General features: G+C 42.5%; 10 protein-coding genes. 9 read left to right on the top strand and 1 reads right to left on the bottom strand.

What is annotated here, in order from left to right; genetic code table 11:
• Positions 1-60 precede the first annotated feature (60 nt).
• The 4 genes from R8N23_RS19335 to R8N23_RS19320 all read left to right on the top strand — a co-directional run bounded on the left by R8N23_RS19335 (position 61) and on the right by R8N23_RS19320 (position 4,562).
• Positions 61-918 (top strand): cyanophycinase, encoded by an 858-nt coding sequence (locus R8N23_RS19335; RefSeq protein ID WP_318173253.1) that lies wholly within the window; start codon positions 61-63, stop codon positions 916-918.
• Positions 919-938: 20 nt separating this feature from the next.
• Positions 939-2,321 carry a YfcC family protein gene (locus R8N23_RS19330; protein WP_318173252.1) on the top strand — a complete coding sequence of 461 codons (1,383 nt, stop codon included), beginning with the start codon at positions 939-941 and terminating at the stop codon, positions 2,319-2,321.
• 164 nt (positions 2,322-2,485) lie between these two features.
• Complete coding sequence (locus R8N23_RS19325; RefSeq protein ID WP_318173251.1) at positions 2,486-3,550, top strand: cyanophycinase; 1,065 nt, start codon at positions 2,486-2,488, stop codon at positions 3,548-3,550.
• A gap of 88 nt (positions 3,551-3,638) precedes the next feature.
• Positions 3,639-4,562, top strand: a complete 924-nt coding sequence (locus tag R8N23_RS19320) for an isoaspartyl peptidase/L-asparaginase (protein WP_318173250.1) — start codon at positions 3,639-3,641, stop codon at positions 4,560-4,562.
• 437 nt (positions 4,563-4,999) lie between these two features.
• Here the strand turns inward: R8N23_RS19320 and R8N23_RS19315 are convergent, their stop codons facing one another.
• A complete protein-coding gene (locus tag R8N23_RS19315) occupies positions 5,000-6,013 on the bottom strand; it encodes a LacI family DNA-binding transcriptional regulator (protein WP_318173249.1) in 1,014 nt (337 codons plus the stop codon).
• An 87-nt stretch (positions 6,014-6,100) separates the two neighbouring features.
• On the opposite strand from R8N23_RS19315, the gene kduI reads away from it, so the two are divergent.
• The 5 genes from kduI (at position 6,101) to R8N23_RS19290 (ending at position 16,399) form a co-directional block, all read left to right on the top strand.
• On the top strand, positions 6,101-6,943 hold the full coding sequence (kduI, locus tag R8N23_RS19310; protein ID WP_318173248.1) for a 5-dehydro-4-deoxy-D-glucuronate isomerase: 843 nt from the start codon (positions 6,101-6,103) through the stop codon (positions 6,941-6,943).
• An 8-nt stretch (positions 6,944-6,951) separates the two neighbouring features.
• Positions 6,952-7,746 carry a gluconate 5-dehydrogenase gene (locus R8N23_RS19305; protein ID WP_318173247.1) on the top strand — a complete coding sequence of 265 codons (795 nt, stop codon included), beginning with the start codon at positions 6,952-6,954 and terminating at the stop codon, positions 7,744-7,746.
• A 61-nt stretch (positions 7,747-7,807) separates the two neighbouring features.
• Positions 7,808-8,983 (top strand): DUF4861 family protein, encoded by a 1,176-nt coding sequence (locus R8N23_RS19300; RefSeq protein WP_318173246.1) that lies wholly within the window; start codon positions 7,808-7,810, stop codon positions 8,981-8,983.
• A 72-nt stretch (positions 8,984-9,055) separates the two neighbouring features.
• Positions 9,056-13,189: a two-component regulator propeller domain-containing protein gene (locus R8N23_RS19295; RefSeq protein WP_318173245.1), complete on the top strand. Its 4,134-nt coding sequence runs from the start codon at positions 9,056-9,058 to the stop codon at positions 13,187-13,189.
• Positions 13,190-13,390: 201 nt separating this feature from the next.
• Entirely contained in the window at positions 13,391-16,399 is a 3,009-nt protein-coding gene (locus R8N23_RS19290) for a TonB-dependent receptor (RefSeq protein WP_318173244.1), read from the top strand.
• Positions 16,400-16,406 lie beyond the last annotated feature (7 nt).

Here is a 16,406-nt window from a genome sequence, read left to right as displayed (position 1 = left end):
ACTGAGGTTTATATCCAATAGGGCCGACTTTGGTCGGTCCTATTTAAAACTATTCAAGCAATGAAAGGAGCTATTTTATCTGCTATGCTGTTGCTTTCACTGGTTTCTTGCCAGGATAAAGCGACCATCGAGGAATCTATTGATCAACCGAAAGGGGCCTTATTTATCATAGGCGGAGGCAAAAGACCCGCAGCCATGATCGAGCGCCTGATCACAGAGTCGGGCCTTCGTGAAGGTGGATATGGTATTATTCTGCCCATGTCCAGCGTCGAGCCGGATTCAGCGGTTTTTTATGCCAAAAAACAATTCACCAAAGCTGGTATTGATCAAGTAGTAGGTTTTAACATTTCTGCTGATACCGTGAGGGATAGTCAGCTGGACAGCCTGGGTAAGGCAGCCATGATTTACATCTCCGGTGGAGACCAGAATAAGTTTATGGCCGCCATCGGCAAATCGGCGATCTATGAAAGTATCCATCAGGCTTATCAGCAAGGAACAGTAGTCGCCGGTACCAGTGCAGGGGCAGCTGTGATGAGTGAAGTCATGATCACTGGCAATGAAAAGAAGTTTCCGGAATATCAGGATACGTTCCGCAACATAGAAGCTAACAATATAGAAATGGCAGATGGGTTGGGTTTGGTTAAAACGGCCATCATTGATCAGCATTTCATAAAGCGTAGCAGATATAATCGGCTGCTTAGTGCAGTAGCTGAATACCCACAACTATTGGGTGTTGGTATCGATGAAGCCACCGCCATTCTGGTGAAAGGCGATAGCGCTGAAGTGGTGGGCGATTCGCAGGTAATTGTGATGAATAACCAAAGTGATCAGCCTTCGGAGCTGAATGGCAAACTAGGAATGAAGAACCTTTCAGTGAAAGTATTGCTTGCCGGAGAAAAGTTTAGTCTGGTAAAATAATTCCCTTTTAATCCAAATTAATGAAAGTAAAACTACCAGATACACTCATCCTTTTATCCGTCATCCTCATCCTATTTTGCGGATTGACCTGGGTGTTACCGGCAGGAGCATTTGATAGGGACTTGGTCGATGGTCGTGAGATCGTTGTGCCCGGTTCCTTTCATTGGACGGCTGCAAATCCATCATCGGTATTTGATTTGATCTTAGCACCGATACAGGGCTTCATTGATTCTGCGCAAGTGATTGTGTTTATCTTCTTTGTGGCAGGTGCTTTCGGTATCATCAACGCCACTGGGGCTATTGCCAATGGTCTGAAAAGCGTGGTGAAGACGGATGCCAACGGCAAAAACCCTGTCTGGGTGATTCCGGTACTTACTTTTTTGTTTTCTCTGGCCGGAGCCACTTTTGGCATGAGCGAAGAGGTACTGGTGTTTATCATGATCACGCTTCCGATGGCCTATGGGCTGGGTTATGACTCTTTTCTTGGGGTTGGTATTCCGTTTCTGGGAGCAGGAGCAGGCTTTGCCGGTGCCTTTTTAAATCCCTTTACGGTTGGAATTGCTCAGGGTATTGCAGGGCTTACTCCTTTTAGCGGATGGGAATATCGAGTCGTAGTTTGGTTGCTATTTACGGTAGGTACTGCTTTGTTTTTGATGCGATACGCCAAAAGGTTGAATGCCAATCCGGCTTCAAGCCCAAATTATCAAGAGGATTTGAGTTCACCCTATCGGGAATCAGATAAAGAAAATAGCATTGAGTTTACCCTAAGACAAAAACTAATAGTTGGTCTGTTTTTAGGCGGATTGTGTTTGCTTATTGTAGGTGTCAACGTTTGGGGTTGGTACATCAATGAAATTTCAGGATTGTTTCTGGTTTTAGGAATTGTATCCGCTTTGTTGGCCAGATTGCAACTACAAAAAACGTTGGATGCCTTCGTGTCTGGTGCCTCAGAAATGGTGAAAGTTTGTTTGGTCATCGCCATGGCCAAAGGCATCATCATCATAGCATCCGAAGGAAGAATAATAGATTCGATGTTGTACGGTGCATCAGTGGCAGTAGATGGCTTCCCTAAAGCAGTCTCGATTCAGCTGATGTTTTATGTGCAGACCTGTTTGAATTTTTTCCTGCCTTCAGGCTCAGGTCAGGCTGCCCTTACCATGCCGATCATGGCCCCCTTGAGTGACATCATTGGGATATCCAGACAGTCTGCGGTATTGGCTTTTCAATTGGGCGACGGACTATCCAATATGATAATCCCTACCAGCGGAATAACCATGGGGGTGCTTACACTAGCTAATATATCTTATCAAAAATGGCTGAAATGGATCTGGCCACTCATGGTAATCTACTTTTTGCTAGCCATGACCCTGCTCATACCACCAGTCCTATATTTCAACTGGTGACTAAAAGAATTCAATTTGAAACTAAACAAATATAAATATGAACAAACATCTACAAGGCAAAAGTGTTGCCCTGCGCAACCTGCAGCCTATTTTCAACAACTAGGAAGTGCTCGTTCTTCCATCAATTAGGTCAGTTGGAAATGTTTAACTAAAACAAAGTAACAATGAACACTAATAAAATAACGAGTATAGTATTTGGGCTAATGATAAGCCTAAGCATGTCATGTGCAGAGCAAGAAGATATATCTTCTTCAGTGCCTGCCATTACCAATCAAAAGGGAGCAGTGAATGGAAACACAGCGGCCTCGATTGGACTAGTCGGTGATGCAGGTGATGTATCCAGGCAGACAGAACCGGGAACAGTGTTGATGGGTGGAGGAGCAGATGTAGATGAAGCAATAGAATGGATGATCGATCGATCAGGTGGAGGTGATTTTGTGGTGTTGCGTGCTTCGGGTGGCGATGGCTACAATGATTACATCTATGGTTTGGGTAATGTCAATTCAGTTGAAACCCTGCTGATTGATTCCAGGTCATTGGCCAATAATAGCGGGGTAGAAACAGCCATCCGAAACGCAGAAGCTGTGTTTATCGCCGGAGGTGATCAGTATGATTATGTCTCTTTTTGGAAGGATACCAAAGTGGAGAGCGCACTCAATTATTTGATCAATACCAAAGAAGTCCCGGTTGGAGGTACAAGCGCAGGATGCGCCATTCAGGGAGAGGCTTATTTCGATGCTGCCAATGGGACAGTTTATTCAAATGAAGCCCTTAGAAATCCTTACAACTCCTACATGTCCTTGCAGGAAGGCAACTTTCTGGATGTGCCTTATTTGGAGAGTGTCATTACCGATACGCATTATGACAATCCGGATCGTAGGGGTAGACACATCACCTTCATGGCCAGAATGAATAAGGACTGGGGCATGAATGCCAAAGGCATTGGTGTGGATGAAGCTACCGCTGTTTGTATTGACGAAAATGGCAGAGGGTATGTTTTTGGAGATGGTACCGCTTTTTTCCTAAATCAAAATGGTCAGGGGCCGGAACGCTGTCAAAACCGGAAGTCACTTGATTGGTACAGAAACAGACAAGCGATCAGGGCACATTTGATTCAAGGTAACTCACAAGGAAATAGATATTTCAATCTAGCCTCATGGAGTCCGGGATCAGGAGAAAGCTCACAATATTATTATGTAGATAGAGGAAGGTTGAAAACTTCCAATTGATACAACCTTACCGGGTGGAGCCATCCACCCGGTAACTAAAAATTTGAAACAACAAGATCTGGCACAGTTCAGAATAGAATAAAGATACATGAACAAGAAATTTGCATTAGCCATACATGGAGGGGCAGGTACGATTACAAGAGCCAACATGTCAGAAGAGAAAGAAATAGCTTACAGAGCTGTACTAGAGCTTTCTTTAAAGGAAGGGCATAAAATTTTAAATGAAGGAGGGTCCAGCCTCGATGCCGTGGAGCGTGCGGTCATCATCTTAGAAGATAGTGATTTGTTTAATGCAGGCAAAGGTTCTGTGTTTAACTCAGATGGAAATCATGAACTGGAGGCCTCCATTATGTGCGGAGAGACGCTCAAGGCAGGCGCTGTCGGCGGTGCCGCCTCTATTAAAAATCCTATCGCTGTTTCCCGCAAAATCATGAATTCGGAATATGTGTATCTGACGGGAAAAGGCGCCGATGAATACGCTGAGGAGCATGGTTTTGAGCAAGTTCCCAATTCATATTTTTATTCTGATTTTCGTTTTGAGCAGTGGAAAGCCGCTCAAGGCTCAGAAAAGATGAAGTTGGATCACAGTGTAGATAAAAAATTTGGCACTGTAGGCGCAGTGGCAGTAGATCAAGCTGGTCATTTGGCAGCGGCCACTTCCACTGGAGGCTTGGTCAACAAGAAATATGGAAGGCTAGGCGATAGCTCAGTGATCGGCGCTGGCGTATATGCTAATGATACGACTTGTGCCATTTCTTGTACTGGTTACGGTGAGTTTTTTCTTAGAGGCGTGGTCGCCCATGATATATCCTGTTTGATGGAATACAAAGGCTTATCCCTGGAAGAAGCCGCACAAATCGTCATCAACGAAAAGCAAATCAAACTTGGAGGTGAAGGTGGAATTATCGGTGTTGATGGTCTGGGCAATGTGAGCCTGGTTTTCAATTCCGAAGGCATGTACCGTGGCTCGATCAATCAGGAAGGAAATGCTGAGGTGGCTATTTATAGCTAAAGGTTAACTTTTGATAAATAGAAGGAAGCTTATTGAGTTTCCTTCTATTTATCAATTTCTTTGGTCACTCCACAGCATGCAAATATCTATCTCCTGAAAGGGCCTACAGTTTATCCCTGTAATACAGAGGGTTGACTCTTCGATTCGCGAGCCCATCTTATAAATCTAATAAGGTTTTCCTGTGATTTGATCAAGACAATATAGACTAAGGTAATTGCCTGACCCAATATATACTCTGTCACTAGCGAATGTTGGTGCAGACAAGCCACCGCTGATCACATTTCTAAGCTGAGTGTTTTGAAGAAGTTTTCAGCAACAGCATTGTCCCAGCAATTGCCTTTTCTACTCATGTTTTGCCTAACTCCTTGTTGTTTGATATGATCAGAAAAACATATGCAGCGTGTTGTACTCTTTGGTCTGAATTAAACAACATACCATTATTGCCTGCCTGAAGAATTTCTAATAATCAATTCTGAATCTATATATTTAGTTTGATGCTCGGCTTGAGGGCCTTCTATTTGATTAAGTAGTGTTTGGACTGCCGTTTTTCCCATTTCAAGGGGATTTTGATTTATTGAAGACAACGAAGGAGTAGTGTATTCGCCGAGTGGTTCATTACTAAAACCAACAATAGCAATATCCTGAGGGATACGAATGCCTGCTTCTTGTAGCACTTGCATACAGGCTATTGCGGCAATATCATTGGCGCAAAAAATGGCATCAGGCTTTTTCCTTAGATTCAGAATTTGATCGGCCAATTGTTTACCGTCATTCGATTTGAGCGAACTTTTGAAAATCAAATCTGGATCTTCCGCAATGTTATGCTTGCGCAGCGCTTCCTTATACCCCTTCTGCCGATCTTCATAAATACTTACATTTTCTAAGCCAGAAAAATGCGCAATTCGTGTTCTCCCGCTAAGTATGAGGTGTTCGGTGGCATCAAATGCTCGGGCATGATCGTCGATCAGGATATTGTTGGCTGGTATAGCTTCACATTTTCTATCGAAGAAGACAATTGGCGTTTTTTGTTCGGCTACTCTTTCTAAATGGTCGTAGGCATTGGTCTCCATAGAGATAGACATGAGGATACCATCTACCTGACTGGAAAGTAAAGTTTCCACAAGTTGCCTTTCTTTTTCTAGTTGATCCATCGACTGGCCAATAATAACCCGATAGTTGTTTTCGAAGGCTATTTCTTCGATGCCGGCTATAGCCGTTGAGAAAAAATAACGAGATATATGCGGTACAATGACACCTATAGTGAGACTTTTTTGACTCCGCAGATTAGAAGCCAAAGTATTTCTAAAGTAGCCCAACTCTTTGGCTTTGGCTTGTATTAAATCACGAGTTTTTTTCTTGACCCTGGGGCTATTGGCTAGTGCTCTGGAAATCGTAGAACTGTCTTTATTGAGAATGCGAGCCAGGTCATGAATGGTGATTTTCTTCTTCATCACCGCAATTTATTTACTTTTTCACAATCAAAATACAATCGATTGTATTTTTTGTTTATTTTTGTCTGAGATCAAAGAATATTTAATATGAGTGTAAAATATGAAGTAAGATATGCTTCTTCGCCAGAGGCAGTAAAGCAGTATGATACTGCTGCATTGAGAAAGGAATTTTTAGTAGAGGATCTGATGAAGTCGGACGAGCTGGTATTGGTTTACTCTCATTATGACAGATATATTACCGGATCGGCAGTACCGGTAAAAGGTGACATAAAATTAGAAGCTATAGATCCGCTGAAAGCAGAAAACTTTTTAGACAGACGCGAATTGGGCGTGATCAATGTAGGTGGTGATGGCACGGTGATGGTAGATGGCGTGAACTATGAGCTGACTTACAAAGACGCACTTTATGTGGCGAAGGACAGCAAATCCGTTGTATTTTCTAGTAAAGATGCCAGCAATCCGGCCAAATTCTATTTGAATTCTGCACCGGCACATCAAGCCTTTACGACCAAAAAAATTACGAAGGAGCAAGCCAATAAAATTGAGCTTGGATCATTGGAAACAGCCAACCACCGTGTGGTGAATCAAATGATTGTGTCGAGTGTGGTCGAAACTTGCCAGCTTCAAATGGGCATGACAGAACTGAAGACTGGGAGTGTGTGGAATACTTTACCATCTCATGTGCATGACAGAAGAATGGAGGTTTATTTCTATATAGAAGTTCCGGAAGAGCAGTCAGTATGTCATTTTATGGGACAAACTGATGAGACGAGACATATCTGGATGCAAAACGAGCAGGCGGTAATTTCTCCACCATGGTCAATTCATTCTGGAGCTGGTACATCCAATTATACATTCATTTGGGGTATGGCCGGTGAAAACCTGGATTATGGAGATATGGATGTTTGTCCAATTCAAGAACTAAGATAACAATAAACATGTCATTAGAATTATTCAATCTCAAAGGTAAAGTGGCGCTGGTAACGGGTGCTACTCACGGACTGGGCATGGCCATGGCTATGGGTCTGGGAAAAGCAGGTGCTACCGTGGTGATCAATGGCAATTCTTCGCAAGTGAAGATCGACAACGCTTTGAAAGAATATGCGGTCGCTGGTATCGAAGCCAAGGGGTACAAGTTTGATGTAACGAATGAGGCCGATGTAAAGGCCAATATTACTAAAATAGAAACAGAAGTAGGACCAATAGATATATTGGTAAACAATGCCGGAATCATCAAAAGAGTACCTTTAGAAGATATGGAAGTGGCAGAATTCGAGCAGGTGATCAAAGTGGATCTTGTAAGTCCTTTTATCGTTTCGAAGTCGGTAGTAAAAGGCATGATCGCTAGAAAATCTGGTAAGATCATCAATATCTGCTCTATGATGAGCGAGCTTGGTCGAAACACAGTAGGTGCGTACGCAGCAGCCAAGGGTGGATTGAAAATGCTTACCCGAAATATGGCTACCGAATGGGCCAAGCACAACATTCAAACGAATGGCATTGGTCCTGGCTATTTTGCTACCAGCCAAACGGCACCCATAAGAGTAGATGGTCATCCATTCAATGATTTTATTGTTGGTAGAACCCCTGCCGGCAAATGGGGCGACCCATCTGATTTGGAAGGCGCAGCTATATTTCTAGGATCTAAGGCTAGTGATTTTGTCAATGGTCAAGTGATCTATGTAGATGGCGGCATATTGGCCACGATTGGTAAACCTGCCAACGAAGATTAATGTATGGGCTCGTGATTGATTTACGAGCCATTTTTTTCACTTTTCTAATACCATTCTTTTTATGATACGAATTTCATTATTGAGCATCCTTCTTGCATTGGCTTCCTGCCAATCTGAAACACAGAATAATAGTTTCACGGTGACGAATACGTTAGGACATGCGCGAAGTACAGAAGTGGTAAAAGTACCCAGCGAATTGCTGAAATTGGAAGAAGGGCAATCCGTGGAAGACTTTGGAATTGAAGATGAAAATGGAAATCTACAGATCGTTCAATACATCGATCAAAACCAGGATGGTCAGGCCGATGAGATCATTTTTCAGCCCGCAGTGCCAGCAACCGGAACGGTGAGGTATTCAGTGAAAAAGTTGATCGAGGGAGAACAAAACCCGGAGAGTCAAAACAGCTGCTTTTCGAGATTTGTACCGGAGCGAACTGACGACTATGCTTGGGAAAATGACAAAGTCGCGTTCCGTACTTTTGGCCCTACTGCTCAGCAAATGAAGGAAGAAGGTGTTCTGGGTGGAACGCTTACCAGTGGCATTGATTGCTGGTTGAAAAAAGTAGAATATCCAATCATTAACAGGTGGTATAAGAACTATGAAACTAATTCCAATGCCTACCATGAGGATACTGGTGAAGGATTGGACAACTTTCACGTTGGGATTAGTCGCGGGTGTGGCGGTATAGCCGTGAAACGTGGCGAAGAGTTTTACACTTCAAAGAATTTCACACATTACAAAACTTTGACCAATGGCAGTTTACGAACGGCCTTCGAATTGGACTATGCGCCTTGGTCAATCGGAGGGTCTGACACAGTGCATAACACCAATCAGGTGAGTCTTGACCTTGGCAATCAGTTGAGCCGTTTCGAAGTTTCTGTACATGGTGCGGATACTTTGTATGCAGGCCTTACTTTGCATGAAAATGACGGAGAGGCAACTGTCGATTCTCTAGGCGGATGGGTGAGTTATTATCAGCCACACGGAGATAGTTACTTGGCCACAGCCATAGTTGCGGCACCGGGCTATTATATTGGAAGTGAGCTGGTAGAAACTGAAGTTAAAGACCTGAGTCATGTGTATGCGCGATTGTCAGTAAAAGATGGAATGTCGATATACTATACGGGGTTTTATTGGCAAAAAAGTGGTCAGTTTAAGGGTCCAAAAGAGTGGGAAGCGTATTTGACTCGCTTCGCAGCACAATTGGCCACCCCTCTGACAGTTGCTATTGAATGATTATATTTATGGCCACCTTGTCTGGTGGATAAATAGAAGTCAGGGCAGTTAAAAATTATTAAAAAGGAGAGGTTGATAGCGTTGTGGAAAATAGATACTTTTTTTCCGAAATACATACGTGTATTCAGTCTACTCTTTGCCTTTTCATTTCAAGTATTTGCTCAGCATGTTTCTCTAGACTTTAAGCACCTCACTACCGCCGACGGTCTTTCTCAAAGCTCTGTGATTGCCATGGCACAGGATCATCAGGGAATGCTATGGATTGGTACCCGAGATGGCTTGAATAAGTACGATGCTGGCCAAATCACGATCTATAGAAATAAGGCTAACGACCCCAACAGTCTGAGTAATAATGATATTCTAGATCTAAAAGTAGATGAAAAAGGCAACTTATGGATTGGCACCTACAGTGGCTTGAATTATTACGACCAGAAGACAGAAAAATTTACGCGCTACGTAGAAAATGCCGCTGACTCTAATAGCATTTCTAACAATACCATTTGGAGCATCGATATCGTTTCTTCCCAAGAAGTGCTCATTGGTACTTCCGATGGGTTGAATGTGTTGAATCCTACATCCGGGCAGGTAGCACACTATTTTGCGGAAGACGGAAATTCGAAAGCCTTGTCGCACAGTGCTATCCGTTTTGTGTACACAGATCACAATGCGCAAACCTGGATTGGAACAGAAGGAGGTCTAAACAAGTTGGTACGAGGAAAAGACCAATATGAATTTGAAGAAGTGCCTCTCTCCACGTCCTCGGATTTGCGCACAGGCCTATTCATTCAATCCATAGTGGCCGTCGGCGATGAAACATTATGGGTAGGTTCAAAATTTTCTGGACTGTATAAGCTAGACGCGACCGGAACAGTGATGAAGCAATACTTAGCAGATGGATCAGAAAATGGCTTAATCAACAACAACATAAGAGCCCTGGCGGTGGATCAGACCAATCGCTTGTGGATTGGCACCTACGATGGTCTGAACAGAATGGATGGGCAAGGCCATATCGATAGCAGTGTGCATGTACCGCTGGCGAAAAACTCGCTTTCAGAAAACAAGATCAAAAGTATCTTTTGTAGTGCGAACGGATCGGTATGGGTTGGTACCTATTACGGCGGATTGAATATGTGGAATGCCGCCAATTTCAATTTCAACAATATCAAACAACAAGTGGGCGGCCTTGGTCTGACGTACAATGTGGTGAGCTCAATCGTGGAGGACGAACGAAACATTTACTTTGGAACCGAAGGCAAAGGGCTCAGCATCCAAAATATGACATCCAAACACTTCCGCTCTATCTCAAAATCCAGTCACGGCTTAACCAGTGACAATATCAAAGCTTTGCGTAAAAGCACAGACCCTCACGAATTATGGATATGCACATTCAATGCCGGGATAAATGCCTTTAATACTAAAACCAATGAAGTCACTAACATCCTCGACACTGATTCTGGCTTGAGTAACAACAGTGTTTATGATATTATTGAATATCGAAAAGATCTTTGGATTATTGGGACGTTTGGAGGAGGTATCAACCTCTATTATCCGAATTCCGATAGTATCGCATATCTGAGATCCAATACTCAGGATCAGAGTACACTGTCCGACGACCAGGTTCGTTCTTTGACAAAAGATGAAAAGGGCAACCTATGGGTAGGGACACAAAAAGGGCTATCCTTCTTAGGCGTAGATGAAATTGCAAACCAAACTTTTCGATTCAAGAGACATTTTTATGACCAGAAAAGCGAATCGGGAGAGGACATCCGAGTTATTTTTGAAGGAAGTGATGAAACAATTTGGGTGGGTTCGAAAGAAACCGGTCTTCATGTACTCAAAGCCGATACATTCGTAGCTATCGATTTATTTTCTGAATATCAACAGACGAGTAATACCATTCATGCCATAGAAGAAGATGCCACGGGCCAACTATGGATCAGCTCCAATAATGGCATTATTAATTACGATCCACTATCTGAAACAAAAAAACTGTTTGAAGAATCTGATGGTTTGGTCTCCAATGAGTTTAATAGCAATTCATCACTCAAGAGTGCCAATGGGGCATTATACTTCGGAGGCCCCGATGGTGTAAGCTGGTTTTTCCCTGGGCGATTGGCCGAAAACACCTATGCACCTCAAGTATGGATTACCGAACTCAGAGTGAACAATAGGACCATTGTGCCAAATGATCCTACCGAAATTCTTTCTCAGTCGATCAGTAGCACCTCGCATATCGAGCTGGCCTATGATCAAGCAAATTTCACTTTAGGCTTTTCATTTCCCAGTTTTATCAATCCTAGGAAAAACGAATATGTCTATCGATTGAAAGGATTGGAAGAGGATTGGAATACTACGTCGACAGCTGAGGCTTCTTACATTATTCAGAAATCTGGCCATTATGTCTTCGAAATCAAAGGAGTAAACAACGATGGGTATCAAAGCGATCAATTGACCCAACTGGCTATCAGAGTGCATCCGGCTCCCTGGCGATCTGCATGGGCATTTGTTCTCTATGCATTGATAATTGCTACTGCATTATTTGTTCTCTATCGAATGATCAAAACCAAGACGCAACTAGAATATAAGTTGGATCTGGAGCATAAGGCTAATTTGCAGCAGGAAGAATTGAACAACATGAAACTTCAATTTTTCACTAACATTTCTCATGAGTTCAGGACGCCACTTACTCTCATCTTAGGCCCTTTGGATCAAATCATGGAAGAGTTTAAAGGGAGTTCGGTGCTATACAAAAAACTGAAAACCATGCAGCAGAGTGCCAATCAATTGCTGAAGTTGATCAACCAGCTCATGGATTTTAGAAAGATCGAAAATAATCAGGATGAATTGAAAGCCGCAGAAGGTAACCTAGTCAAATTCGTTTATGAAATATTCTTGTCCTTCAAAATCTTTGCGAAAAATGGGAATTACGACTACCAATTCGAGTCCGTTGCTGAAGAAATAAGAGTTTATTTTGATCGAGACAAGCTAGAGCGAGTACTCTATAACCTTATATCCAATGCCTTTAAATACACTCCGGAAAAAGGAACTATATCAATCAAGCTATCTCAAACCGAAGATCAAGTTCAAATAGCCGTGTCAGACACGGGTCAAGGCATTTCAGAAGAGCATAAACTCAAAATATTTGACCGATTCTATCAGATAAAAAGCGAAGGTCACCAAAAAGAAGTGAGTTCGGGCACTGGTATTGGTTTGGCTTTGGCCAAAAGTATCGTCGACTTGCACGCTGGCACGATTGATGTGCAAAGTCAGCTTGGAGCAGGCAGTTCCTTCAATGTTCGTTTAAAAAAGGGAGCAGCTCATTTATCCGAAGATCAAATGTTGAGTGATTTTCGTGATAGTGAGCAATTAGAAAACTACACGTTAAAAGACAATATAATCGGCAAAAGCCCGATAGTCATCAATCCGGAGGTCTTGAGTAAAAAGCCAGAGGCCAGCACGGTTTTGGTCGTAGAAGACAATGAGCAAGTCAGAAATTTCATTGTCAGTTTGCTGGCGGCTGAGTACAACGTGTTAGAAGCTGCTGATGGCTTAAAGGGATTGAACGTAGCACAAAAAGAAGTGCCAGATCTCATTATCAGCGATGTGATGATGCCCAACATGGATGGCATTGAGTTTTGCTCCCAAATCAAAACCAATCTAAAAACGAGCCACATCCCTTTCATCCTGTTGACCGCCCGTACTTCATTGATTTTTAAGTATGAGGGATTGGAATCCGGCGCCGATGATTATCTAAACAAGCCTTTCAATGTACGCGAACTGGAACTCAAGGTGAAAAATCTGGTTAAATTTGTTTCTAATTTGAAAAGCAAATTCAAAGAAGAGAAGCAGATTGCTCCAAGTGAGATTACGATATCGTCGATCGATGAGGAGCTGCTGGAGAAAGCGATACAAGTCGTGGATGATAATATTGACAATCAGTTTTTTGATGTCAACTTGTTCGCCAAAGAACTGGGCGTTAGCCGTACCATGCTGTTTACTAAAATAAAGGCGTGGACCGATATGACTCCCAATGAATTCATTCTCTCTATGCGAATGAAGAGAGCAGCCCAGTTACTAGAGTTGGGCAAATGCAGCATCTCTCAAGTTTGCTACAAGGTGGGGTTTAAAAACCCGAAATACTTTTCGAAGTGCTTTAATAAATACTACTCGATCTCTCCTAAAGAATTTGCAACCAAATTCGCCTAATCGCTTGAATTTTGATTGAATAGGGCTTTTTTGTACGATTGTACACCCTGTTTTGGATTTTTGATTACTGATATCTAGATAAGATTGTCCTGTAATTTCTATGCATATGAAAAAACATTGGAAAGAGTGGGTCTTGAGTTTGCTGATCATCGGCATGGCCCTCACAATCATCTATTTCAGTTAAAAACAAAAACAAAAACTATGAAAAAATTATTACATCAAATAAAGTACGTGGCTGTTGCCTTGCTTTGCTTTTCCAGTTTGCTGGCAGAAGCACAGACGAACGTAGTTACTGGTGTTGTGACATCAGCGGAGGATGGAGAATCCATACCTGGTGCTTCTATTTTGATAGAAGGCACATCAAGAGGAGTAGTTACCGATATAGATGGTAACTATTCTATAGAGGCTGCGAGCGATGAAGTCTTAGTAATATCCTTTTTAGGATTCGTTTCTCAGCGCATCGAAATTGGCAGTCGAACTACCATAGATGTTAGTATGCCCTTGGATGCAGTTTCATTGGAAGAGGTCGTAGTAGTAGGATATGGTACTGTGAGAAAAAGTGACCTGTCAGGCTCTGTCTCTTCAGTAAAATCTGAGGAATTGATGGCTTATCCTGTATTGTCAGCGGTACAAGGTTTACAAGGCCGGGCAGCAGGTGTGCAGATCCAATCTAATAATGGGGGACAGCCAGGAGCCGATTTCAATATCAAAATCAGAGGCGGTACCTCTATTAATGCAAGTAGTGATCCGCTAAGAGTAGTGGACGGTTTTGTGGGTGCAGAAATGCCTCCTGCAGAAGACATTGCTTCAGTAGAAATATTAAAAGATGCATCTGCAACAGCCATCTATGGTTCGAGAGGTGCTAATGGTGTAATCATGATCACAACCAAAAAAGGCCAGAGTGGTAAAGTGAAAATTGATTTCAATAGCTCTTACTCAGTGCAAGAGACAACCAATAGACTGGATGTGTTAGGCGGGCAAGATTTTGCCAACTATATGTCTGAGTTTGGAGACTATACCTATTTAGGAAGGGATACAGATTGGCAGGATGAGATCTATAGAAGTGGATTTATCTCTAACAATCAACTATCTCTAAGTGGTGGGGCTGATAATGTAAAGTTTTACATTTCGGGTACTTACTTCGATCAGCAAGGCATCCTGATTGGATCAGAATACAAAAGATATTCCCTGAATAGTAATGTGCAAATCAATGCGTCAAACTGGTTAGACGTAGGGTTGAGTGTGTACGGTAGAAGAAGTGAGAACATAGGAGTAAGGACACAGGAAAGCACTGGAGGAACTGGAAATGCAGGGATCATTGGTTCAGCTTTGAGATTTAACCCTGACCTGGGAATTTACGATGCAGATGGAAACTATACTACTTCTCAAGTAGGTGATGAAATAGACAATCCTGTAGCTATGGGTAGTGATTACGACCGGGAAAGAATTACTGATAGATTTCAAGCCAATACTTTCCTGGATTTCAAATTGACTGAATGGTTGAAGTTTAAAACTACTTTGGGTGTTGGCGTAACCGACTGGAGAGAAGGTGAGTATTGGCCAACTACGTTGATCAAAGGAAATAACACGAATGGATTGGCTTCTATCGAATCGAGAAAGCAGTCATCGCTTTTGAATGAAAACTATTTCACGATCAACAAGGAGATTGGATCACACCGAATTACTTGGGTCAATGGCTACTCTTTTCAAAAAGAAGTCAGAGAAAGTGCTACTATGTCTTCTCAAAATTTCATCACGGACTCAGGTAGATTTTGGGCATTAGCTCAGGGAGGTTCTCCCAATACCCCAACTTCTGAACTTAGAGAAAACATCTTGAAGTCATACTACTCAAGAGCCAATTATTCATTCTTAGATAGGTATGTACTAACCTTCACGGCCAGATATGATGGGGCGTCAAACTTCGCTGAAAACAACAAGTGGGCATTTTTCCCTTCAGGTGCCGTGGCTTGGGATGTGAAAGGAGAATCATTCATGAGCGACGTAGACTTTCTGAATCAATTGAAAATAAGAGCTAGTTATGGTCTTACTGGCAATCAGGCTATCGACCCTTATCAATCGTTGGCCGAATTGAGCCCTACTTATTCGATCAATCCTGGACAAAATGCATTAAGAGTAGGAAGGTTAGCTAATCCTGACCTTACCTGGGAAACCACTACCCAATTTGACATTGGTTTGGATGTAGGACTGATCAATGGTAGAGTAAACATTTCTGCCGATTACTATAGCAAGGAGACCGCAGATTTACTTTTTGAAAGAGAACTTCCTAAGTATGGTGGTGTCGCTACACAGTTGCAAAATATAGGTAGAGTAAGCAATAAAGGTGTGGAGCTGATGCTAAGCACGAAGAACTTGGTTGGAGATTTGAAATGGGAGTCTGATTTCATTATTTCTTCAAATAAAAATGAAGTATTGGAATTGCCTGATTCTACTGAGCTGTATGGAAATTCGCCAGGCCATATGCTTTTGCCTGACGACACACAACTACTAGCAGAAGGACAACCTGTAGGAGTTTTTTATGGCTATGTATATGATGGAATTTACCAGAATGGGGATGCTTTCGTGCCAGGAAGTGGTTTTGAACAAGCGGCAGGAGGAGAAAAATTTGCTGACATTTCAGGCCCTGACGGTGTTGCTGATGGTGAATTGACGGCAGACGATAGAAGAATCATTGGTAGTCCTCATCCTGATTTCACTTGGTCTTTCAACAATACATTGAGCTACAAAAATTTTGATTTAAATATCTTCTTGCATGGTGTGCATGGCAATGAAATGGTAAGCTTCACTCAAATGGAATTGGAGACCTTGTCAGGAAAAAGTAATGCTTCTACGGCGGCGCTAGACAGATGGACAGCTAGCAACCCTAACACCGACGTGCCAGCAGCATCTTCGACTAGATTGTATAGAATGTCTTCACGGTTTATATACGACGCGAGCTTTATTCGATTGAAAAACATCGCGTTGGGTTACAACTTCCCTAAGCCAATATTGGAGAGATTGAACCTAAGGTCATTGAGAGTATATGCGAGTGCGCAGAACCTATTGACAATTACAGATTACCCTGGATTGGACCCAGAGGTAGGATATGGCAACTCTGGTAGCGGTTCGGATGGCAATAGAAACGTTGGTGTGGATTACGCAAGTTATCCTAACGTCAAAACTTTCACATTCGGAATCAACCTGGGACTATAATTAAAGA

This window comes from Reichenbachiella sp. (assembly GCF_033344935.1).
GTDB lineage: Bacteria > Bacteroidota > Bacteroidia > Cytophagales > Cyclobacteriaceae > Reichenbachiella.
The sequence above is the reverse complement of the archived record's forward strand: the minus strand, read 5'-3'. Positions and strand labels throughout refer to the sequence as shown.

Bases quoted from the DNA above. Each gene is read 5' to 3' on its own strand.
- R8N23_RS19335 (WP_318173253.1), top strand. From the start codon at position 61: ATGAAAGGAGCTATTTTATCTGCTATGCTGTTGCTTTCACTGGTTTCT.
- R8N23_RS19330 (WP_318173252.1), top strand. From the start codon at position 939: ATGAAAGTAAAACTACCAGATACACTCATCCTTTTATCCGTCATCCTC.
- R8N23_RS19325 (WP_318173251.1), top strand. From the start codon at position 2,486: ATGAACACTAATAAAATAACGAGTATAGTATTTGGGCTAATGATAAGC.
- R8N23_RS19320 (WP_318173250.1), top strand. From the start codon at position 3,639: ATGAACAAGAAATTTGCATTAGCCATACATGGAGGGGCAGGTACGATT.
- R8N23_RS19315 (WP_318173249.1), bottom strand. From the start codon at position 6,013: ATGAAGAAGAAAATCACCATTCATGACCTGGCTCGCATTCTCAATAAA.
- kduI (WP_318173248.1), top strand. From the start codon at position 6,101: ATGAGTGTAAAATATGAAGTAAGATATGCTTCTTCGCCAGAGGCAGTA.
- R8N23_RS19305 (WP_318173247.1), top strand. From the start codon at position 6,952: ATGTCATTAGAATTATTCAATCTCAAAGGTAAAGTGGCGCTGGTAACG.
- R8N23_RS19300 (WP_318173246.1), top strand. From the start codon at position 7,808: ATGATACGAATTTCATTATTGAGCATCCTTCTTGCATTGGCTTCCTGC.
- R8N23_RS19290 (WP_318173244.1), top strand. From the start codon at position 13,391: ATGAAAAAATTATTACATCAAATAAAGTACGTGGCTGTTGCCTTGCTT.